The organism is Rufibacter sp. JT20002 (genome assembly GCF_056491185.1).
The window spans coordinates 439,816-459,518 of the sequence record NZ_JBSZJY010000002.1; the positions used below are offsets into that span (position 1 = coordinate 439,816).

Annotated in this window: 16 protein-coding genes and 1 other RNA gene; 7 read left to right on the plus strand and 10 right to left on the minus strand. The window is 49.8% G+C overall.

Annotated features, from left to right (window positions below):
- Positions 1 to 111: 111 nt before the first annotated feature.
- The 8 genes from ACW9SV_RS11345 to rnpB all read right to left on the minus strand — a co-directional run bounded on the left by ACW9SV_RS11345 (position 112) and on the right by rnpB (position 9,222).
- Positions 112 to 999, minus strand: a complete 888-nt coding sequence (locus ACW9SV_RS11345) for a phytanoyl-CoA dioxygenase family protein (RefSeq protein ID WP_479556881.1) — start codon at positions 997 to 999, stop codon at positions 112 to 114.
- Positions 1,000 to 1,244: 245 nt separating this feature from the next.
- A complete protein-coding gene (locus ACW9SV_RS11350; protein ID WP_479556882.1) occupies positions 1,245 to 2,912 on the minus strand; it encodes a family 16 glycosylhydrolase in 1,668 nt (555 codons plus the stop codon).
- A 318-nt stretch (positions 2,913 to 3,230) separates the two neighbouring features.
- Positions 3,231 to 4,334, minus strand: coding sequence for a chorismate mutase (locus ACW9SV_RS11355; RefSeq protein ID WP_479556883.1), 1,104 nt, complete (start codon positions 4,332 to 4,334; stop codon positions 3,231 to 3,233).
- A complete protein-coding gene (locus ACW9SV_RS11360) occupies positions 4,331 to 5,524 on the minus strand; it encodes a pyridoxal phosphate-dependent aminotransferase (RefSeq protein ID WP_479556884.1) in 1,194 nt (397 codons plus the stop codon). The genes ACW9SV_RS11355 and ACW9SV_RS11360 overlap by 4 nt, the downstream gene beginning before the upstream one ends.
- Positions 5,521 to 6,414 carry a prephenate dehydratase gene (locus ACW9SV_RS11365; protein ID WP_479556885.1) on the minus strand — a complete coding sequence of 298 codons (894 nt, stop codon included), beginning with the start codon at positions 6,412 to 6,414 and terminating at the stop codon, positions 5,521 to 5,523. The genes ACW9SV_RS11360 and ACW9SV_RS11365 overlap by 4 nt, the downstream gene beginning before the upstream one ends.
- A 349-nt stretch (positions 6,415 to 6,763) precedes the next feature.
- Positions 6,764 to 7,393, minus strand: coding sequence for an START domain-containing protein (locus ACW9SV_RS11370; protein ID WP_479556886.1), 630 nt, complete (start codon positions 7,391 to 7,393; stop codon positions 6,764 to 6,766).
- A gap of 370 nt (positions 7,394 to 7,763) precedes the next feature.
- On the minus strand, positions 7,764 to 8,657 hold the full coding sequence (locus ACW9SV_RS11375) for a bestrophin family protein (RefSeq protein WP_479556887.1): 894 nt from the start codon (positions 8,655 to 8,657) through the stop codon (positions 7,764 to 7,766).
- 175 nt (positions 8,658 to 8,832) lie between these two features.
- Positions 8,833 to 9,222: RNase P RNA component class A (gene rnpB, locus ACW9SV_RS11380), an RNA gene on the minus strand.
- Positions 9,223 to 9,615: 393 nt separating this feature from the next.
- Here rnpB and ACW9SV_RS11385 point away from each other — a divergent pair.
- Positions 9,616 to 11,469 carry a pyruvate kinase gene (locus ACW9SV_RS11385; RefSeq protein ID WP_479556888.1) on the plus strand — a complete coding sequence of 618 codons (1,854 nt, stop codon included), beginning with the start codon at positions 9,616 to 9,618 and terminating at the stop codon, positions 11,467 to 11,469.
- A gap of 263 nt (positions 11,470 to 11,732) precedes the next feature.
- Here ACW9SV_RS11385 and ACW9SV_RS11390 read toward each other — a convergent pair whose 3' ends face one another.
- A complete protein-coding gene (locus tag ACW9SV_RS11390) occupies positions 11,733 to 12,692 on the minus strand; it encodes a Smr/MutS family protein (RefSeq protein WP_479556889.1) in 960 nt (319 codons plus the stop codon).
- Positions 12,693 to 12,932: 240 nt separating this feature from the next.
- On the opposite strand from ACW9SV_RS11390, the gene ACW9SV_RS11395 reads away from it, so the two are divergent.
- Positions 12,933 to 13,586, plus strand: coding sequence for an acetoacetate decarboxylase family protein (locus ACW9SV_RS11395; protein WP_479556890.1), 654 nt, complete (start codon positions 12,933 to 12,935; stop codon positions 13,584 to 13,586).
- Between the two features lie 23 nt (positions 13,587 to 13,609).
- On the opposite strand, the gene ACW9SV_RS11400 is transcribed toward ACW9SV_RS11395, so the two are convergent.
- On the minus strand, positions 13,610 to 14,551 hold the full coding sequence (locus ACW9SV_RS11400; protein WP_479556891.1) for a DUF2279 domain-containing protein: 942 nt from the start codon (positions 14,549 to 14,551) through the stop codon (positions 13,610 to 13,612).
- Positions 14,552 to 14,955: 404 nt separating this feature from the next.
- Here ACW9SV_RS11400 and ACW9SV_RS11405 point away from each other — a divergent pair, with 404 nt between their 5' ends.
- From ACW9SV_RS11405 to ACW9SV_RS11425, 5 genes are all read left to right on the plus strand, one after another.
- Positions 14,956 to 16,368, plus strand: coding sequence for an anthranilate synthase component I family protein (locus tag ACW9SV_RS11405; RefSeq protein ID WP_479556892.1), 1,413 nt, complete (start codon positions 14,956 to 14,958; stop codon positions 16,366 to 16,368).
- Between the two features lie 115 nt (positions 16,369 to 16,483).
- Positions 16,484 to 17,107: an anthranilate synthase component II gene (locus tag ACW9SV_RS11410; RefSeq protein WP_479556893.1), complete on the plus strand. Its 624-nt coding sequence runs from the start codon at positions 16,484 to 16,486 to the stop codon at positions 17,105 to 17,107.
- Positions 17,104 to 18,090, plus strand: a complete 987-nt coding sequence (trpD, locus tag ACW9SV_RS11415; RefSeq protein ID WP_479556894.1) for an anthranilate phosphoribosyltransferase — start codon at positions 17,104 to 17,106, stop codon at positions 18,088 to 18,090. Before ACW9SV_RS11410 ends, trpD begins: the two co-directional genes overlap by 4 nt.
- Before the next feature lie 8 nt (positions 18,091 to 18,098).
- Positions 18,099 to 18,929, plus strand: a complete 831-nt coding sequence (gene trpC / locus ACW9SV_RS11420) for an indole-3-glycerol phosphate synthase TrpC (RefSeq protein WP_479556895.1) — start codon at positions 18,099 to 18,101, stop codon at positions 18,927 to 18,929.
- Between the two features lie 75 nt (positions 18,930 to 19,004).
- Positions 19,005 to 19,640 carry a phosphoribosylanthranilate isomerase gene (locus ACW9SV_RS11425; protein ID WP_479556896.1) on the plus strand — a complete coding sequence of 212 codons (636 nt, stop codon included), beginning with the start codon at positions 19,005 to 19,007 and terminating at the stop codon, positions 19,638 to 19,640.
- Positions 19,641 to 19,703 lie beyond the last annotated feature (63 nt).

A 19,703-nucleotide genomic window follows, 5' to 3' on the forward strand; every position in this document is an offset into this window, starting at 1 on the left:
TTGTAGGCATCTCAGGGTTTTACGTGATAGTACCAAATATAAAGTAAAAGGCTATTGCCCTGAAGAAGAACAATAGCCTTTTACATCTACCAGATTTTCATTTTCTGAAACTTAGGCCTCGCCCATCATAAGTCCTTCAATGGTGTGCGCCTGCACGATTGGTTCCAAGGTGTCTACCAAGCGGTAGGTGAGGTGCTGCCGTACGCTTTCAGGTAGTTTTTCATAAAAGGCCCGGGAAACCTGCAGGTCATGGCGTTCCGCGTTGATTCCGCCCGGGGCATCCACCCCTAGGACAAGGGCGGGTCGGGCTTTGTCTGAGTGATTGGCGGTTCCGCGGTGAATGGTAAGCGCAGACCTGGCCGAAATATCTCCCATCTGGGGCATTTTGCGTTGGGCTCGTTCCTCGTAGCGGGGATAAAAAGATTTTGGCGGGAACATGCCGTGCTCAAAGCCATCGGGTAAATCCCACTGCGTGCCAGGGGCAATCTCAAACGGCCCCATGTCTTCAAACACATCTACAGTGGTGAGGTTAAAGGCCAGGGAATTTAGGCGCCGCCCGATGATGGTGTCATCCGGGGCCGGGAAGTCGCGGTGCCAGGGCTGGTTTACCGCTCCAGGGTTGGGCACGTCAAACCCGATCTCCACGATCTTATATTCTGGGCCTAATACCGCCTCGCACACGGTGGTTACCCACGGGTGGGTGACCAGGTCAATAAAGCCCCTGATGTTCTCGGGGTGGATCTCCACGTAGTGCCGCTTGGGCCCTCGGCCTACTGCCCCGCCTGGCCGTTGCAGGGCATCCTCGTACAAGGCCAGGATGTCTTCATGCAATCTCTGTACCCATTCCCGGCTGAAAGCCCCTTTGTGCCCGATGATTCCTTCGCCGTAAATACCTCCCATAATCTGGGCAATGTCGTATTGGCCCGCAGAAGGCGCTTTTGGCTTTTCCTGTATCGTACTTGAATTGTTGTTTGACTGCTCATTCCAACTGTTTTCCATAGCTCCCTCCACTTTAATCCTACAATATATTTTGGTTGATTAGTGCCTTTTTAGAACGAGGGGGTACACGAATTGTTTCGGGCGAAGGAGAAAGGTGACGCGGTTTACTTTCTGATAAATAGACGAATAGCTAAGTTGTAAAGCTTTCCAGAAGGGTTATGGGTTTTTAAGGACTTTTGGAAAAAAGAGCAAAAAAGAAGGCTCCCATGAGGAGCCTCCTTTTTACCTAATCCTATTACTTAAAATTATTGCTTCACAAACCGTTTGTAAGTGACTTTGCCGTTCTGCTCCAGGGTGACCATGTACATGCCAGCAGATAGGGCTTGCACGTTCACTTTGTTTCCCTTTAGCTTGGTTTTGATTACTTCCCGCCCGGTAAGATCTGAAATCTGCACGTTGCTTCCTTCCAGGCTTTTGGAACCTGAGAAATACAGGTCGCCCGAGCTGGGGTTAGGGTAGAGCCTGACACTAGCTTTCAGTTCAGCGTCTTCTTTCACGCCTAGCGGGCTTGGCGAGTAGTAAATGTTGTCAAAGAATAACTCGGCTCCGGCTGGTGGGGGCGTGACAGAAGCTATCATGAAAGACTGGTTTACGTTGTTGAGGTTGAAACCAGACGTAGTCATGAATCTGGAGAAAGGGATAGTAACCTGGTGCCAGTTGCCGTCCCGTACCAAACCAAATTGATCGCCGGTTTCAGCGATGTTGACCCAGCTTTCGGTTTCGCCGCTCTTGATGCCCACCTTGAAGGTACCGGTAGCAGTAGTTTTCATGTGGAATTTAAGCGAGCCCGTAGCGGCAAACCCCGACAGGTTCTTGGGTTGGTTTGCAATCCCGAAACCGTACCAGCCTTTGCTTCCGGTTTCCTTCACGGCGATCACCTGGGTTCCTTCAAACGATACGGGTGCCGGGTTGGTGATCGCGGATAAGGTTCCTTCCCACAGGTACAGTTGGCCGTCTCCCTCAAAGCTGAGTTTGGCGGTGGTTGGAGTTGTTTCGGTGTAGATGCCATAGTTCCCCGAGGCATTGATGGGGCCCTGATCGGTGTAGAGCTCATCAGAGTCGTTTTGGTAGAGCTTGATGTAGTCTACATACATCTTGGCAGGAAGGGGAGCGGTGATTCCGGTGGAACTATTGATGCCGGTGTAATTGCCGCCCACGGCCAGGTTGAGAATCAGGAAATGGGGATTATGGAACTCCTCCAGGTCACTTCCGGCCCCTCCGGCGATGTTGAAAGAGAAGAACTCCCGATCATCCACGTAAATCCGAATGGACTGGCTGGTCCAGACCATTTTGTAGAGGTGGTAATCGTTGTTGAGGTTGGTGGGATTGTCATAATGGGTCCCGTGGTCGGCGCGGTTGTTGCTATGCTCCCAGTGCACGGCAGCCCCTACGCGTCGGTTGGTCAGCCCTGCCTGTACAGCCTCCCTGATGCCCATCTCCAGGATGTCAATCTCCCCGTTGGCTGGCCAAATACCTCCTACGGCACCTAAGGTCCAAAGGGCGGGCCATAAACCATTCTGCAGATCGGGTACCTTGATTCTAGCTTCAATGGTGCCGTACTTAAACTGCATTTTGCCTTCGGTTTTGAGGCGGGCCGAAGTAAACTGCCGGGTCTGGAAAGCCTCGCGGCGGGCTTCGATGACCAGGTTCCCGTCTTCAATGCGCGCATTTTCCGGGCGGTCTGTGTAATACTGCAATTCGGCGTTACCCCAGCCGCAGAGATTCCGGTTGCAGCCATCGCCCACTTCAAAGGTCCAGTTATTAGCATTGATAGCGGTTCCGTTGAAGTTCTCTTCCCATACCACGGTTTGGGCTTGGGAGAAAGGGGAGAGGGCCAACAGCATTCCCAAAGAGCAGATGGCTTTCTTAAGTGGGGAACTCTTATAAGAGGATGTATTGTAATTTTGAACCATGTAAAAGAAATTGAAGGTGGTAGGGGAATGATGTGCCAGGCCAGGAGCCAAGCTTTACCGTCACTAAAGTACTCTTCTCCGTAGATCCAAGGGGTACTTTGGTCTACTACAATACTACATCAAGGTTTAAGAGGGTACTACATCAATTCTACATCAGGCCCTTTTAATCTCACTCAGGACGTCTCTAGCTGCTTTTTTAGGGTTTTCCTGGTACAGTTCCGTACTTCACAGTGTAAAACAGAAAACCCCGGCTCTGATAAGCCGGGGTTTTCTGTTTAGAAGCCATTTTAGAGAAAACGGCCTTATTTTAGGGGTGATTTACAACACAATTTTGGCTGGTTCAGCTGCTGCCTGTACGTGCAAAGAGTGCTGGTGAATCTCCTGGAAGATCGCTTTTACAAATACCTCTTCCAGGCCTTCGCGCGAAGCTGCTTTCAGGCGATGCTCCATCACTTCTTCCCAACGGCCGGTCTGCAATAGGTTCATTTTGTTTTCTTTCTTCAGAATACCAATCTGCTTGGCTACCGATGAACGACGGGCCAGAACGTTGATCAGTTCGTTGTCCAGGTAGTCAATGAGGTTACGCAGTTCGCTTAGTTCCTCCTCGTTTTGGGTGGCATTTGAAGTAACACGTTCCACCACCAGGGAAGCTAACAATTGCTTTAAGCCCTCAGGGGTAACTTGCTGAGCAGCATCACTCAATGCTACGTCTGGGTTGCAGTGGGTTTCAATCATTAGGCCGTCTACCTGCAGGTTCAGGGCTTCCTGGCTAATTTGCTGAAGCAAAGAACGTTTCCCGGCAATATGGCTTGGATCGCAGATCAACGGAATCTCTGGCAATAGTTTCTTGAACTCGTAGGCCATGTTCCATTTAGGGTGATTGCGGTAAGGACGGCTGTCAAAGGCCGAGAAGCCCCGGTGAATAGCAGCTAGGTCGGTGATGCCGGCGCGGTTCAAACGCTCCAAGGCACCCAACCAAAGTTGCAGGTCTGGGTTTACAGGGTTCTTTACTAAAACGGGTACATCTACGCCTTCCAAAGCATCGGCAATTTCCTGCACCGAGAACGGGTTCACCGTGGTACGGGCACCCACCCACAGCACATCTACTCCTTGTTTCAGGGCATCGTTTACGTGCTCAGCGGTGGCCACCTCACAGGCGGTCAACATACCGGTTTCTTCCTTTACGGTTTTCAGCCACTTCAGACCCACTTTGCCAATTCCTTCGAAAGCTCCCGGACGAGTACGTGGTTTCCAGATGCCGGCGCGGAAAATAGTTACTTCCGGTACCGATTGTAAGCCCCTGGCGGTGGCGACCATCTGCTCTTCACTTTCAGCGCTGCAAGGGCCAGCAATGATGAGAGGTTGTCCGTCTGCGCGTCTGAAAATGGTTTTAGGAGACAGGTTTAAATGCTTCGTACTCATAAGGCGATTTCGGTTTTGGCCGAGGTTAAATGTTTTGAAATTCTGTTAGTGGCTTCTTCAATCTTGTTTTCGGGGAGGCAAAGGGAAATCCTGAGGTAATGCTCGCCTTGGGTCCCGAATATTTTTCCGGGGGTAAGGAAAACCCCGGCTTCGTATAGTATCTCGTCTAAGTAGGCTTCCACATCGGTCACGTTCTCGGGCACCCGGGCCCAGACAAACATTCCCACGGCATTTTTTTGGTAGGAACACCCCAAGAGGTCCAACAGTTCATAAACTTTCTGCCGACGTTTGGCATAGACCTCATTTCTTGCCTCATGCCAGGTATCTAAGTTAGAAAGGGCCTGGATGGCGGCGTGCTGCACTGGCAAAAACATACCAGAATCAAGGTTGCTTTTCACTCGCAGCACACATTGCAAATAATCCTGACGGCCCAGTACCATGCCTACCCGCCAACCGGCCATGTTATGCGATTTGCTTAAAGAGTTAAACTCCAGGCAGCACTCTTTGGCTTGGGGCAGGGAAAGCAAACTAAGCGGCTTTTCATTGGGGAGCACCAGGCTGTAGGGGTTATCATTGGCCAGCAAGAATTTGTGCTGCAGGGCTAGTTGCACCAGTTTCTCCAACACTTCTGCCGTGGCTTCGGCACCCGTTGGCATATGCGGGTAATTGATCCACATGAGTTTCACATCTCTGGGAGCCAGCAGGGTTTCCAGTTCCTGCAAATCTGGGAGCCAGTTGTTTTCTTCCCGTAGGGTGTAGAACACCGGAACAGCGCCTACCAGCTTAGCGGCAGCGGCATACGCCGGATACCCTGGGTTAGGGACCAACACTTTATTGCCGGGGTTAAGAAAGGCCATGGAAACGTGGAAGATTCCTTCTTTGGAACCCATCAAGGGCAGTACTTCCTGATCAGGGTCCAGGTCAACGGCGTAGGTGCGCTGGTACCAGCGGGCAATGGCCTGTCTAAGCGGTGCAATGGAATTGTACGGCTGGTACCCGTGTACCCCGGGGCTCATGCTGGTACCTACCAGGGCATTGATGGTTTCCTCTGAGGGAGCCATGTCTGGGTCCCCGATGCCCAGGTTGATGATGTTACGGCCCTGGGCATTCAGCGCACGAACCTCAGCTAATTTGCGGGAGAAGTAGTACTCCTGCACGTGCTCTAATCTTTGGGCGCTGGAGATAATCATACTAATTCAGGTTGAGTCGTGAGAATAGAGGAAAGGCAGCCTGCCAATCGGTCTTGCGGAAGCGGAGCCTCCGCCTTGGGATACACTCCCAGCACTTTATGCGAAGGGGCTACCGTGGTAAGCGCCGCCAAGGCTTGGGTGATGCAGGCGGCTTGTTCTCCTTCCAGCTCCAACACCCACTCTTTGGGTTGGCCAGGGTTCTGAGAAGGTAGTGGTTGCAGCATGGTAAGCTCCAGGCTTCCCTGATTCAGTTGTTCCAAAAGATTTTCCAGAGAGAACTTTACCACCGGGTAAGGAAGAAGCAAGGTGGCTTTGTTGGCTGCTTTGGCGGGCTTTTCGCGGGAAAGCACCACAAACCGGGTGTAGTTCTCCACGTCATTGGCCACGTTTTGATGCAGCACCTCTAAGCCATACAATTCAGCAGCCTTGCGGCTGGCAATAGCAGCTACTCCTGTGATATGCCCTTCCTTTATGATTCGGGCCGTATCGGCAGTGTCAGAGGTTTCCTTGGTTTTTACCTGGGGCTGGCTGTTAAGGTAGTCGCAGCATTGCAGCAGGGCAATTGGGTGAGACCAAACCTCTTTAATATCCTCCAGTTTTTGGCCCGGTACAGCCATTAGGGTTTGGTCTAACAGCAACCAGCGCTCAGCGGTAACAGAAAGCCCGTAGTGTTCCATCATGCCATAGTTTGGCAACAAAGGACCCGCCAGGGAATTCTGCACGGCCATCACCGCGAAATCTACCAAGCCAGATTCCAGCGCTTCGCACAGCTCAGGAAACGAGGCGCAGGAAAGCGTACTGATGGCGGTAGCCGGGAATAACTCCTTCGCGGCTGTTTCGTGGAAAGAGGCGGGGCCTCCCTGAATGGCGATTTTTAAGGCTCTGTTCATAACGAAAAAAGCCCCGCTTTAGGCGGGGCTCTTGGGTTTATCTTATTGTTTCTTAACGCAAAGTCTTACCTGTTGAGCCCCGGCTGAGGTCCAAAAAAGTAAAAACCATAAAAGTAAGAATTGCGCTGAATCATTGTCTTGCTGTAAGGATGCTCAAACATACGGGGTCTGCTGTTTACTTCCAAATGTTTTCATTAAAATAATTGAAAATTGTTTGTAAAACGCTTGTTAGTTTGAGAAAATTGCGGTATAAGCAAACAGTTGTTTGTAACTTTTAAGAACCCAACCTTGTTTCAAGAGCCTTTTCAATAAAACAGCTTTAAACCAGATAGGCCTATTTAGCAGGGAGTTATTGGGTGATGGACCTTTGGGCCAGAAGGCTCCGCAGGTTTTGAAAGGTCTTTACCGGACCCGTGGCCACGGTGGCATTCACCAACCAGGCGGGGACCGAGCCTCCGGGGTTTACTTTAAAGGTGTACTCAATTTTGATGTTCCCCTTAGGTTGCGGGTAGATATCCCAAATCGCCAGGGAAGAAGGAATCCTGACAAAATCTTCCTTAGCCGGTATGAGGCCGCTGATGCTTTTTACTTCTACCCGCGCAGGGCTGTTTTTAGTTAACGGGGTGAAAACGGCTTCTACCACCATGTCACGGTCGGTGAGGGGCCAGGGCATATCGGCTTCGGTGTAATAAATGAGCCGGTTTTCACTTTTTCGCTTGATCAAAGTAGTTTTCCGGTTCAGGTACACCCAATCTGAGTGGTGTTCCACATCCTTCAACAGATTGATCAGGTTGCCAGCGGTGCCCGGCAGTTCGCACACCACCCGTATTTCTTTGAGGGAATTGTTTTTCAGTTGGCGGGTGTACACTTCAATGCCGTCCTGGCTTTTTTGCAGTTGCCAGTTCGCCTGGGCAAGGGTAAGTGGGCTATACATTACTCCTACGAGAAGCAGGAACAGTATTAAGTGAGAATTTTTCATGTGATTGGTGAAGAGCAAATTCCTTGCCTTGTAGAGGATTTGCTCTAAAAAAGTAAAGGTAGGTTGTGGATAGGTGTTTAGGGTCTATTTTTTTAAAGGTACTTAAACCACTTTAAGGTTCATTCTAACCCGCAACCCCCCATAAATGCCCTTGAGTTCTTTAGTCAGTAAGAAAGTGTTCTGATTTCCTTTGGTGGCATAAGAGAAAGTCAATCTTGGCTTCAGACTCCTATGGCAATATGTCCTATTAGCTCCATGGGTTACTAGATCAACTGTTACCTTCTATCCGAGATACATTAAACGTAGCAGCTATAATTACATTTAAAACTTATTTGATAAATAGTTTAATGGCTAAAAAGGTCCTTAAAAATCAAAGCAAATAAAAGCCATTAGGTTGCACCGGTTCAGGAATCTCGGGCTCATTCAACAGTTGCTTTATGTTGATTTCAATGGTTCTGGCAATGGCAGTAACAGAGGTGTCACTAGGCCTATTCCGGAACGGGTCCTGCAAATGGTAAGCCGATTTCTCCAGTAAAAGAAAAACAGAAGATAAAACAATCAGAAGGGGCAATTCATAAATCAAGGCTATCTCTCTCAAAGAAATAGAAAGGGTGATCACAAACAAATAGATGGCGAAATGCAGGAACATCCGGTAGGTTTTAGGAAACACCGTACTGTTAATTCTTTCTGCTTTTCCCATGGAGTCAACCAGGCGCACCAAGGTAGCATCTAATTGAACATGCTTGAAAGTATCTATTTCATTGGATTGGTACAGGTGCTTGATATCTAAGGCATTCAGCTGTATAATGGCCAAGGGTTTGTTTTTGTGCTGGGTTAAACTAGGAACCTCCTCTTGGGGCAACAAAGCCTCCGTACCTTCCAACGGGTTTAGTCCCCGTAAAGATTGGCCCAGTGCGTAACACCAGGCAATTTGCCGGAAAGCCAGGGTTCTAATAATAGAGTTTGCGGCGTCTGGGAGAAAAGATTGCAGCTGAATAACAAAGCTTCTAGAGTCGTTAACAATGGCCCCCCATACCTTTCTTGCTTCCCACCAACGATCATAGGATTGGCTAATCTTAAAAGATAATAATACAGTGATGGCGGTACCTAAAAACGCCGGAATGTTACCAGGCATTTCAGGAATTCTTTCTCTGAATAGGTAGGAAAGATAATGCGCGACAATGCCAATTAAAATGATAATTCCTAAGTCAACCTTTACTTTATTGAAGATATAGGAGAGGGGTATTCTTTTTTCCAGCAGCATACGATAACGCTTTGAAGGTGGGGTCACCGCGTCAGGAAAATAACGGCTAAACCACAAGTGTTAAAACTTTCAAATGCGTGTTTATACGCCCACGTTCAGTCTTGAGATGCCTTGCAGGAAAAGACAGTGGATCCTCGGCGCTGCCAGTTACAGGAAAAGGAAGGAAGAAAAATAAAAAATCAATGAGCCTGTAAGCCGGGTTTTGTCCTCTGCCCGAAGGCAAATGGCTTATCATTTATCTAGGCCCGTCCTCACGGAGGGGCTCCATCAACCTACCCACTGACATCGGACGAGCAGCCCTTAGCCCCACCCGAAGGCGAGACGCTGTCAGCCTATTTGGTCTTTCAACTCCTGAGGTTTACCCAGCCGGACTAGTTGCCTAGCCGCTGGTGCGCTCTTACCGCACCTTTTCACCCTTACCGGCAGAACCGGCGGTACTTTTCTGTGGCACTGGCTGTCACCTGGCCGTCGCCCGCCAGGTGCCTTCCCGTTAGGAAGCAGGATGCTCTGCGTTGCCCGGACTTTCCTCCCCGCCCAAAGGCGCAGCGATAAGCCGGCTCACTGATTTCCACAAAGGTAGGGCTTTCTGCTCAATTCAGGGGTACAACTGGCACCTGGTTTGGGCTCATTTTCCTTTAAACAGTACAAAAGCAGCTATTATTAGTTAGAGACGAGATTTACTTACCACCCTTAATCTCCTTTTTTAGCTCTTAAAGCGTAATCACTTTCCTTTTCTCCTCCGTTTTGGACTATCAAGTTCCGTCTTCTTAAATGTTTAGTTCTTGCCAGTTTAGGAAAAATCAGACGCGAAATAGCTTTCCTTTTCTTCTGATAAAGAAGCTTTCTAAAGCAGTAGGCATGTTCCTATAGACCGAAGTGCACGTATGTAAAAGATGCGTTAAAAGAGAGGAAAGGTTGAGGTTGGTTAGACTATAAACGGAGGAAAAGAGCGACTTCTATGGAAAATGTTTCTGAAAGTACCTTGGTGCACCTGTTAGATCAAATTGATGGGCTTCTGCAGGAAGGCTCGGCTTTAGAAGAAAGGTATGCCCAAGCGTTAAAGAAAGTACACCCTGCTTTTGCGGAGGGCAGTAGAAACCTGCTGCGGTACCTGGGTCTCCGGAAACATGACATTCGGTCGCTTCAAAAGCAGCTTTCCGGGTTGGGATTAACTTCTTTGGGTCAGGCCGAAAGCGATGTGAAGGCTACCTTGACGGCCGTCCGCAACCAACTGAAGTTACTTTTGGCCTACACCACCAACACAAAGCCCGAAGATATTTCCTTTCCCTCGGCCACCTCCAACCTGAAATCCCACATCACCGCTTTGCTGGGAGAAGCCTCAAATAATAGGGAGGGCCGCATCATGATTACCTTTCCCTCAGACCTGGCCGAAGACTATGAAATGGTGAGGGACCTTCTAAAAGGAGGCATGAACTGCGCCCGCATCAACTGTGCCCATGATGACAAAACGGTGTGGGAGAAAATGGTGCGGCAAATAAGGAAAGCTGAGCAGGAGGTAGGAAGACGGTGCATCATCCTTTTTGATTTAATGGGCCCTAAACTGCGCACCGGATTATTGAAACCTGGCCCCAAAGTAATCCCTATTCACCCGAAGATAAACGAGTTGGGCGAGATCCTAGCCCCCGCCAAGGTGTGGCTTGGCGTCAAGGGAGTGGCTGTCCCAAAATCGGTGAAGGCTTCTTTCCTGGTGTCAGAGGAATGGATTGCCCAAGTGAAAAAAGGGGATGAGATTACCTTCAAAGATACAAGGCGCCGGAAACGGACATTCACCGTGGAGCAGGTAAAGCAGGGGGGCGCCTTGGTGCACCTTCGGCAATCGGCGTATGTGAGTACCGGCACCCAACTTCATCTGGTGCAGCCTTCCGGGGAAATCCTTGCCGAAACCATTGGGGAGTTGCCACCTATGGTTACTCCCCTGAACCTGAAAAACGGCCAGGAAATAATCCTGAACCGGGAATCCATCCCCGGTGAACCTGCCCAGTATGACAAAGAGGGAAACGAAACCAAACCCGCCCACATTTCCTGCACCTTGCCTGAGGTATTCAATAGGGTAAAGAAAGGGGAGCCCATCTTGTTTGATGACGGCGAGATTGAAGGCGTGATTGAAGAAGTGACCCCTGATTTCTTGCGGGTAAGGATTACCGCCGCCGATGAAGGTGGAGGCAAACTACGGCCCGACAAAGGCATCAATCTTCCCGAAAGTGATTTAAACCTGCACCAACTCACCGAGAAAGACCATGAAGACCTTGCCTTTGTAGTTCAACACGCCGATGTGGTAAATCTTTCCTTTGTAAGCCATCCCGAGATGGTGGAAGAACTGCAGCAGGTGCTGGAAGAACACGGGGCCGGGCACATTGGCATCATGCTCAAGATTGAAACCAAGGCCGCCTTCAGCAACTTACCCCACCTGCTGCTCACTTTGATGCGCAAGCACCCCGCCGGTATTATGATCGCCCGCGGCGATTTAGCGGTTGAGCTGGGCTGGAAACGCTTGGCCGAGGTGCAGGAAGAAATCCTCTGGATAACCGAAGCCGCCCACCTGCCCGTGGTTTGGGCCACCCAGGTACTGGAGAAACTCACCAAGAAGGGCAGACCCTCTCGTGCCGAGATCACCGATGCCGCCATGGCCCAACGCGCCGACTGCGTCATGCTAAACAAAGGCCCTTTCATCCTTAAATCAATCGCTGTGCTGGATGATATCATGAAGCGCATGCAGGAACACCAATACAAAAAAACATCGCTGCTTAGAATGCTGCACGTGTCAGAACTGGATGGTCAAATGAGTGAGTGAGTTGTGCTTAACATTCCATACCTCCAAAGGGGAAAAGGGTTAACTTTTCTTCTCTGTGTCCGGTAAGGCTTTCCCCCTTTAACTCTGCATACTTCAGCCTATTAAATATGTCATCCTGAAAGGATCTCTTGGGCATATTGGAAGAGTCTTATTTGAAAAACTTTACTTCATGGAAAAAAGAGAAGCGTTTATAGGGCGATTTTGATAAACCAACCTACAAACGCTTCTCTCTAAAAATTTAAAACACTCTTGGATTTAGGAATCTACTTCAGTGAAATCTTGGTAGCTCCGTACCCAAACTTCTCTTTCCGGGCGTCTTCATAGAACTTGATGTGCGGGTTACGGCTCAGTACCTTCTGGATTTCCTTCTTCAGAACCCCGTTTCCAGTTCCGTGGATGAAGATGATCTCGTGCATGTTAGACGCGATGGCCCGGTCCAGATTGTCCTGGAAAACGCTTAATTGGTGGCGCAGGATTTCAGAGTTGCTCATCTGCTTGGGATCTTGGTTGGGCAGCAATTTCTCAATGTGCAGGTCTACCTCGTGGTTGGGTACCGCCACCTTGATGTTCTCGGCCTGAGCGGCAGACTCTACCAATTGCTCCTGAATCTGGTCTGGGTTGATGAGGGACGGTTTTGAATCCAGTTGGAAAACATACCCTTCTTTCTGTAGGACCGGCGCTGTTTTCTTGCTCTTGTAGAAAGAAGAGGCCTTGAACTTAAGCTTACGGGTAACAGGCTCCAGCAGGGTGTTAGAGCTGGTTTTATGCTGCAGATACTGAACCACCAGATCGGGCCATTTCTCAAAGTCATTGAGGTGCAGGTGGGCCACCGCTTTAGTTTTCTTAGGCGTCAGTTTGTCGTTGTTCTGGGCGCGGTACCCTTTCTCCGTTTCCTCGCCGTAGGTAAACAGCAGGTCAAATTCAGAGTTGTTCACGATGTGCACGGCCAATAGCTCAGGGGTTTGATGTACCAGCGCCACGTAAATGCCCGCCACGGCGGTGGATGGCACCACCGGAGCTTCTTTTTTCTTTACCGGCTCTGGAGCCGGGGCATTCCGGAACATCTGTTCTTCCTCAGGGGCTACCACTACCACCTCGCGGCGCATCACCGGAATGGTAAAGTCATTGTCAATGGCCACCTCTACCAGATTATTGTCCAGAAAACGGGTAATCACGCCTTGTTCTTTGCCGTGCATCAACCGCACGCGGTCTCCTATATTCATATTTGTTTAGATCAGTTTTGGAAAATTCAGGCTTAAAAAAGGAAGCCCTTGGACAAAGATACGGAATTGAAAGGGGAGTAAAGGAAAGAGTTCAGGACGACCCATTTTGTGCTTGGTTTAACAAAGTAAGCACAATACCTGCCTCTATAAAGTGAAGTGATCATCTTCTGTTTTCTTGATAGATAGCAACTGAGGGGAAAAGGAACCGTTCTATTAGCCAGGACCAAACTGTTCACGCAGATGTCAAACGTTCATCAGATTACCCCAGCCCCTTGGGAGTTAACCGGCGACGGAGTGGTTTGGCTGTATTCCTTCCCCAAGTGGTTCAACCTCAAGCAGGCGTTTTTAGCCGACTATCAAACTGCTTCTTACCTAGGTGGCATAGGGGCCGTGATGCTCATGAACTACAAAACCTCTGATGTGGGGCCATACCAGGAGCTACTATATTTGCCATCTATATTCAGGATAAAGGGCAAGCTGACTTTTTCCGTTTCCAAGATTTACGTTTCCACGGAGGCAAGTGCCCTGAGCGGACGTTTTAATTGGGGTATTCCCAAGGAGGTGGCAGATTTCCGGTGGCTTAATTTCAAGGAAGGCACTAAAACCGTTGAGGTAAGCAAAGGAGACCATCCCTTCTTTTCGGCACAGATGAAGCCTTGGAGCCCCAGGTTGCCCTTCACTACCCGGCTTTTTCCTTTGACCAGAATTGTGCAGCAACTACAAGGGCATTTGCTTTACACCAAACCCGAAGCCCATGGACATGCCCAGTTCGCCTCCACGTTCAAAATCACCAGTGATGCCCGGTACTTTCCGCCCGTTCAACGGTTAAAGCCTTTGGCAACGGTTTCATTGAGTGACTTCAAAATGGTTTTCCCGAAAGCCCAGATTTTATAAGGGAGTAATAAACCGTTTTAAGGTCAAAAATAAATGGCATGCATTTTCCAACCCTGCCGTTTATTGTACTCCAAGGCCGGGGCCGGAAATTTGAAGATGGATAATACGTAAAAGGCACTCTTTAGAAACTGGCTGTGAGTAGGAATGGCCTGCCAGTTAAGGTCAATGCTCAAATAATATTGCCGGTACGCCTCCAGTTCGATGGCTCGGTTTGCATCTGCGTCATTGTATACCATTTCTTCGGCACCATAACCAAGGGAAGGGTTGAGCCATTTGGGAAACCTGCTCTCCTTTGAAAGGAACTTTGCCAAATCTAGGGTGAGCCAATAAGTGTGTCCGTTGTAGTCTTTCAAAAACTCCTCAGAAGCACCTTTGCCCAACACGTTGGGGCGCAGGGCAGCGTAGCGGGTACGGTGGAACGAGTATTTAGGAGTAAGCCTGATTTCGCCCCAGGCTAGTTGTTGCCCAATAACGGCGAGGGAACCGGCGGCATTTGCGGCAATGTCTGTCAGGGAGGCGCCGTACTCTGGGGATCGGCCGTCAAAGTACTCTATGGGGGTTTGCAGCACAAAGCCCAGTGCGCCTCCGTACCAAATTGCTTTTTTCTGGGGCACTCCGGCTTTCCGTAGCAAATCTACCCCTAATCGGCTTTCATGGAAGGCCCCCCACAGGTGACCGGCTTTGTCTAACTGCTTCCATTCATGGGCATCGTTAAACCAATGGAAACGGGTTTGTTCCTTGTCTTGGTACCAAGCCTGGTTGAGCAGGACCAATCCGCCAACGTACAAGGTGGCGCCTCCAGCTGCCAGGTAGGGGAGACGACGGCTGAAGGGATTTTCAGTGGCGGCGGTGTCCTCGGTTTCATAGACGTAGGTTGACTGGGCCTTTGCGGCAAAAGGCAGAAAACCCAACCGACAAGTCAGCAGCAGAAAAAGAAAATAACGGAAGATGGTTCTGGTCAGCACGGGTTAAAAGTACGGAAAGCCCTGCATTTTGTCTCAAGGCAGAAAAAAGCATCTTTTTTTCAGGCTTTTCTTGCAAATCATTTTCTGGCCCCTACATTTGCAACATGAACAAGACGCAATTTACGCACATCGCCTGGTGGCACACACGTCAAAACTGATGGGTGAACCGCTTGCTGTGCAGAAATGCTAAATTGACAAGGCTCGGATTCACCCGGGCCTTTGGTGTTTTAATGCGTTTTAATCAAAAGAAAAGCAAAATGAAAAAAGTAATGTTTAGCGGAATGAAGTGGTGGTGGCACAATCTAACGATATGTGAACAGCAGGCCATTGCCTAAACTAAACTTGCCAATACTCTAAAAGGCTTGCTGTTCAACCAAAACGGCAAGCCTTTTTTTATACGTTTTATGAAGACCTACACCTTACAAACGCAATACCGCCAACTCCTCGCCGATACGGTTACCCCGGTGGGCATCTATCTGCAACTCAGAGACAAGTACCGCAACTGCCTCCTGTTGGAAAGTTCTGACTACCATGGCCACGAGAACAGTTTCACCTACATCTGCTGCGAGCCTATTGCGGAGTTCAAATTGAAAGCCAATGTGCTTCGGCGTACGTACCCAGACGGTACCATAGATGAGCAGGTGTTGGAGCAGAAGCGGGACGCGGTTCAACTTTTGCAAACGTATTGTGAGTCGTTCAAGACCGAGGAAGGTCCGTTTGGGTTTATCCAGAACGGGTTGTTTGGGTACATGTCTTTTGAGGCGGTGCAGTATTATGAGACCCTGGACCTGCGCGAGAAAGAAACCACCCATCCAGAACTGCCCGAGATCCTGTACCAGGCCTTCCGGTTTGTCATCGCTATTGACCACTTCAAAAACGAGCTCTACATCTTTGAGCACTCTTTCGGAAATCAGCCCCAGAACGGTGGGTTAGATGAACTGGAGACTCATATCCGTAACAAGAACTTCCCGGTATTCCATTTCAGCGCCACCGGCGAGGAAGTCACCAACCAAACCGATGAGGAGTTCCTGCGGGTGATTGAAGAAGGAAAACGCCACTGCCATTTGGGCAACGTGTTTCAGATTGTCCTTTCCCGCCGGTTTTCGCAGGCCTTTCAGGGCGATGAGTTCAATGTATACCGGGCCTTGCGCTCCATCAATCCCTCACCGTACCTGTTCTACTTTGACTACGGCAATTTCAAGATCTTCGGGTCCTCGCCCGAGGCGCAGCTCACTATTAAGAACGAAGTAGCCACCATTTACCCCATCGCGGGCACGTTCAAACGCACCGGCAATGATGCCGCTGATGCCGAGCTGGCCCAGAAACTCTACGACGACCCGAAAGAGAACTCAGAGCACGTGATGTTGGTAGACTTGGCTCGCAATGACCTAAGTCGCCACGGAGATAACGTGAAAGTAGAAGTCTTCAAAGAGGTGCAGTACTATTCCCACGTGATCCATTTGGTGTCAAAGGTGACCGCGAACCTTCCCCAGGCGCACGGCTCCGTTCAGATGGTGGCAGATACCTTTCCGGCGGGTACCCTCTCTGGTGCCCCAAAACACAGAGCCCTTACCCTGATTGATGAACTTGAGCCCACCGGGCGGGGTTATTACGGCGGATGCATCGGGTACCTGGGCTTTGGCGGCGATTTTAACCACGCGATTATGATCCGGTCTTTCCTGAGCGTGCAGAACAAATTGCATTTCCAGGCGGGCGCCGGGGTAGTGGCCAAGTCAGACACCAACAGCGAACTCAATGAAGTGCATCATAAACTGGCAGCCTTGCGCAAAGCTTTGGAAAAAGCTGCCACTATATAAAAAGCTGCCACTATATAATTAAAGTAAAAGTTGTTTTTAAGCCTGTTTTCTCAAAAAGGAGCTAGAAACACCAACACGAAGAACTGACCCAGACAGACAACAAACCCTTAGTGCCATGAAAATTCTTGTCTTAGATAATTACGATTCCTTTACCTACAACCTAGTGCAATTGCTTCGGGAGCTGGGCTACGGAGACAAACTGGAAGTACACCGCAATGACCAGATCAGCCTGGAGGAGGTAGACAAATACGATATAATCTTGCTTTCTCCGGGACCAGGCGTACCCAGTGAAGCCGGCATCATGCCCGCCTTGCTGAAAAAGTACGCGCCCACCAAGCGCATCATGGGAGTCTGCCTGGGGCATCAGGCCATTGCTGAGGCTTTTGGGGCCGAATTGTCTAACCTGAAAGAAGTATTCCATGGCGTGTCGGCTACGCTGCGGGTGGTGAATAACAAAGAACCTATGTTCAAGCAATTGCCGGCTACCTTCAACGTCGCCCGTTACCATTCCTGGACTGTGGTTCCGGAGTCGGTGCCTGCTGATCTGCGCATCACGGCGGTAGACGAAACCGGGGAGGTATTGGCCCTGCGCCATAGCAAATATGATGTGTGCGGCGTACAGTTCCACCCAGAATCCATCCTTACCGATTTCGGCAAGGAAATGCTCCAGAATTGGTTGCTGAATCCCACCAAGCCTGTAAACCAATGGACTACTTTTGCTGCCTCCCTTGCCTTATGAAACAGGTACTGCAGCAACTCATTGAACACAAAGCGCTCTCCAAGGAAACGGCCAAGCAAGTACTCCTCAACATTGGTAGGGGGCAGTACAACAGCAGCCAGATGGCCGCGTTCATGACCGTTTACCTCATGCGCAACATTACCGTCCAAGAACTGGAAGGGTTTAGGGAAGCCATGTTGGAGCTTTGCCTGCTCCCAGAACTAGGCACTGACCAAGTGATTGACCTTTGCGGTACCGGCGGAGACGGAAAAGACACCTTCAACATTTCCACGCTGGCTTCTTTTGTGGTAGCAGGGGCCGGGTATAAAGTAGCCAAACATGGCAACAATGGCGTTTCCTCTATCTGCGGCTCTTCCAACGTAATGGCGCATTTAGGCTATACTTTTACAAACGACAGCACCGTGCTTCGGCAAAAGCTAGAGGCTGCTAATATCTGCTTTCTGCACGCGCCGCTTTTTCACCCGGCTATGAAAGAAGTAGCGCCTATCCGCAAGGACCTGGGCGTAAAAACCTTCTTCAACATGCTGGGACCTATGATTAACCCGGCCAAGCCGCATTTCCAGATGGTGGGGGTGTTCAGCCTGGAGTTGCTGCGCCTTTATACCTACCTGTACCAGCAAACCGGCAAACGCTTTGTGCTGTTGCACGCATTGGATGGTTATGATGAGGTTTCCCTCACCGGACCGTTCAAGATTGTAACACCACAAGGCGAGCAGATTCTCCAGCCTTCGGATTTAGGGTTGCCTACTTACCACGAAAGTGACCTGGCCGGTGGCAGCACCGTAGAGGCCTCGGCTGAAATCTTTATGAATGTCCTGCAAGGCCAGGGAACTGGCGCCCAACAAGATGCGGTGGTGGCGAATGCCGGATTAGGAATCTACTGCGCTGATGAAAAGCTTTCCCTGCAGGAGTCTATCCAGAAAGCCCGTTATTCCCTTGAAAACGGCTTAGCCCTGAAAACATTTACTACGCTTTTAGCTTAACACATTATATGTCATCTTCGACCATCTTAGATAAGATCATCGCCCATAAACGCCAGGAAGTGGCCGACCGCAAAAGCCTGGTTCCAACTGCCTTACTGGAGCGTAGCATTTATTTTCCTACGCAGCCGGTGTCGCTCCGCAAGTATGTGCAGCGCCCTGACCTGACCGGAATTATTGCCGAATTCAAGCGGAAATCGCCCTCTAAAGGAACCATCAATGCTTATGCCCCGGTAGAGCGCACCTCTATTGGCTACATGCAGGCCGGTGCCTCCGCCTTGTCAATCCTGACGGACACTAACTTCTTCGGGGGTAAAAATGAAGACCTGACAACCGCCCGTAAATTCAATTTCTGCCCAATTCTGCGGAAGGATTTCGTGGTGGAGGAGTACCAGATCCTGGAAGCCAAGTCTATTGGTGCCGACGCCATTTTGCTGATTGCGGCCGTGTTGTCTAAAGAGGAAGTAAGCCAATTGGCGCAGTTTGCCCATTCTTTTGGATTGGAGGTACTGTTAGAGGTACATAACCAGGAGGAACTGGAGCGCACCATCACCCCGCACGTAGACTTGATTGGGGTGAATAACCGCAACCTGCATGATTTCTCCGTTAGCCTGCAAACTTCCTTTGACTTGGCTTTGCACATCCCTAATGAGTTTGTGAAGGTTTCTGAAAGCGGGTTGAGCGAGGCTAGCAGCATCCTGGAATTGCGGCAGCACGGCTATGAAGGCTTCCTGATGGGAGAGACCTTCATGCGCCAGAACCGCCCGGAGAAAGCCTGCGCTGCCTTTGTGGAGGAGCTGAAGAAACTGCAAACTGTTAAAAGCCTTTCTTTTTCGGCCTAAAGATTTGCATAGAATGAACACAGGGGGTAAGCGTTAAACTTTTCACTTCCTGACCAGAAATAAATAAAACACAGGATGCCAGAGAGTCACCTTAAAATAAAGGTATGCGGCATGAAGTACAGCGAGAACATTCAGGAACTCCTGCTGCTTCAACCAGAGTATGTAGGGTTCATTTTCTACGAGAAATCACCCCGGTACATTTCCACCCAGTGGGCGGTTTTCTCGGCCGTTTTCCCGAAAGAGACTAAAAAAGTGGGCGTGTTTGTAGACGAGGCAGCAGATGTGATTTTGCAGAAGGTAACCGATTTGGGCTTGGGAATGGTGCAGTTGCACGGGCATGAATCGCCGCAGGTTTGCCATGAGTTGAAAGACGCCGGGCTTCTGGTGATGAAGGCCTTCAGGGTTGGAAATGATTTTGATTTTGCCCAGTTACAGGCCTACGCGCAAAGCTGTGACTACTTCCTGTTTGATGCCAGTGGCGCTAACCCTGGGGGTAATGGGGTGCGGTTCAACTGGGAACTCCTGCAGAACTATACCCTTGAAGTTCCTTTTTTCTTAAGCGGTGGCATTGACCTGGAGCACATAGAAGAGATTAAAGCCCTTCATTTGCCGCAACTGCATGGGGTAGATTTGAACAGCAAGTTTGAGATTCAGCCTGGCTTGAAAGACATCACCCGACTGAAACAGTTTATTGAAGATATTAAATCGTAAGTATTAGCTTTTAACAGGTTACATGGGTAAGCCTTTCTGGTTCATCCCCTAACTTTACTACTG

What these genes read in the sequence shown, in the direction of transcription:
- ACW9SV_RS11345 (WP_479556881.1), bottom strand. Translation starts at nt 999, where the DNA reads ATGGAAAACAGTTGGAATGAGCAGTCAAACAACAATTCAAGTACGATA.
- trpC (WP_479556895.1), top strand. Translation starts at nt 18,099, where the DNA reads ATGTCATCTTCGACCATCTTAGATAAGATCATCGCCCATAAACGCCAG.
- ACW9SV_RS11355 (WP_479556883.1), bottom strand. Translation starts at nt 4,334, where the DNA reads ATGAGTACGAAGCATTTAAACCTGTCTCCTAAAACCATTTTCAGACGC.
- ACW9SV_RS11385 (WP_479556888.1), top strand. Translation starts at nt 9,616, where the DNA reads ATGGAAAATGTTTCTGAAAGTACCTTGGTGCACCTGTTAGATCAAATT.
- ACW9SV_RS11375 (WP_479556887.1), bottom strand. Translation starts at nt 8,657, where the DNA reads ATGCTGCTGGAAAAAAGAATACCCCTCTCCTATATCTTCAATAAAGTA.
- ACW9SV_RS11425 (WP_479556896.1), top strand. Translation starts at nt 19,005, where the DNA reads ATGCCAGAGAGTCACCTTAAAATAAAGGTATGCGGCATGAAGTACAGC.
- ACW9SV_RS11360 (WP_479556884.1), bottom strand. Translation starts at nt 5,524, where the DNA reads ATGATTATCTCCAGCGCCCAAAGATTAGAGCACGTGCAGGAGTACTAC.
- ACW9SV_RS11410 (WP_479556893.1), top strand. Translation starts at nt 16,484, where the DNA reads ATGAAAATTCTTGTCTTAGATAATTACGATTCCTTTACCTACAACCTA.
- ACW9SV_RS11365 (WP_479556885.1), bottom strand. Translation starts at nt 6,414, where the DNA reads ATGAACAGAGCCTTAAAAATCGCCATTCAGGGAGGCCCCGCCTCTTTC.
- ACW9SV_RS11350 (WP_479556882.1), bottom strand. Translation starts at nt 2,912, where the DNA reads ATGGTTCAAAATTACAATACATCCTCTTATAAGAGTTCCCCACTTAAG.
- ACW9SV_RS11370 (WP_479556886.1), bottom strand. Translation starts at nt 7,393, where the DNA reads ATGAAAAATTCTCACTTAATACTGTTCCTGCTTCTCGTAGGAGTAATG.
- ACW9SV_RS11405 (WP_479556892.1), top strand. Translation starts at nt 14,956, where the DNA reads ATGAAGACCTACACCTTACAAACGCAATACCGCCAACTCCTCGCCGAT.
- ACW9SV_RS11390 (WP_479556889.1), bottom strand. Translation starts at nt 12,692, where the DNA reads ATGAATATAGGAGACCGCGTGCGGTTGATGCACGGCAAAGAACAAGGC.
- trpD (WP_479556894.1), top strand. Translation starts at nt 17,104, where the DNA reads ATGAAACAGGTACTGCAGCAACTCATTGAACACAAAGCGCTCTCCAAG.
- ACW9SV_RS11395 (WP_479556890.1), top strand. Translation starts at nt 12,933, where the DNA reads ATGTCAAACGTTCATCAGATTACCCCAGCCCCTTGGGAGTTAACCGGC.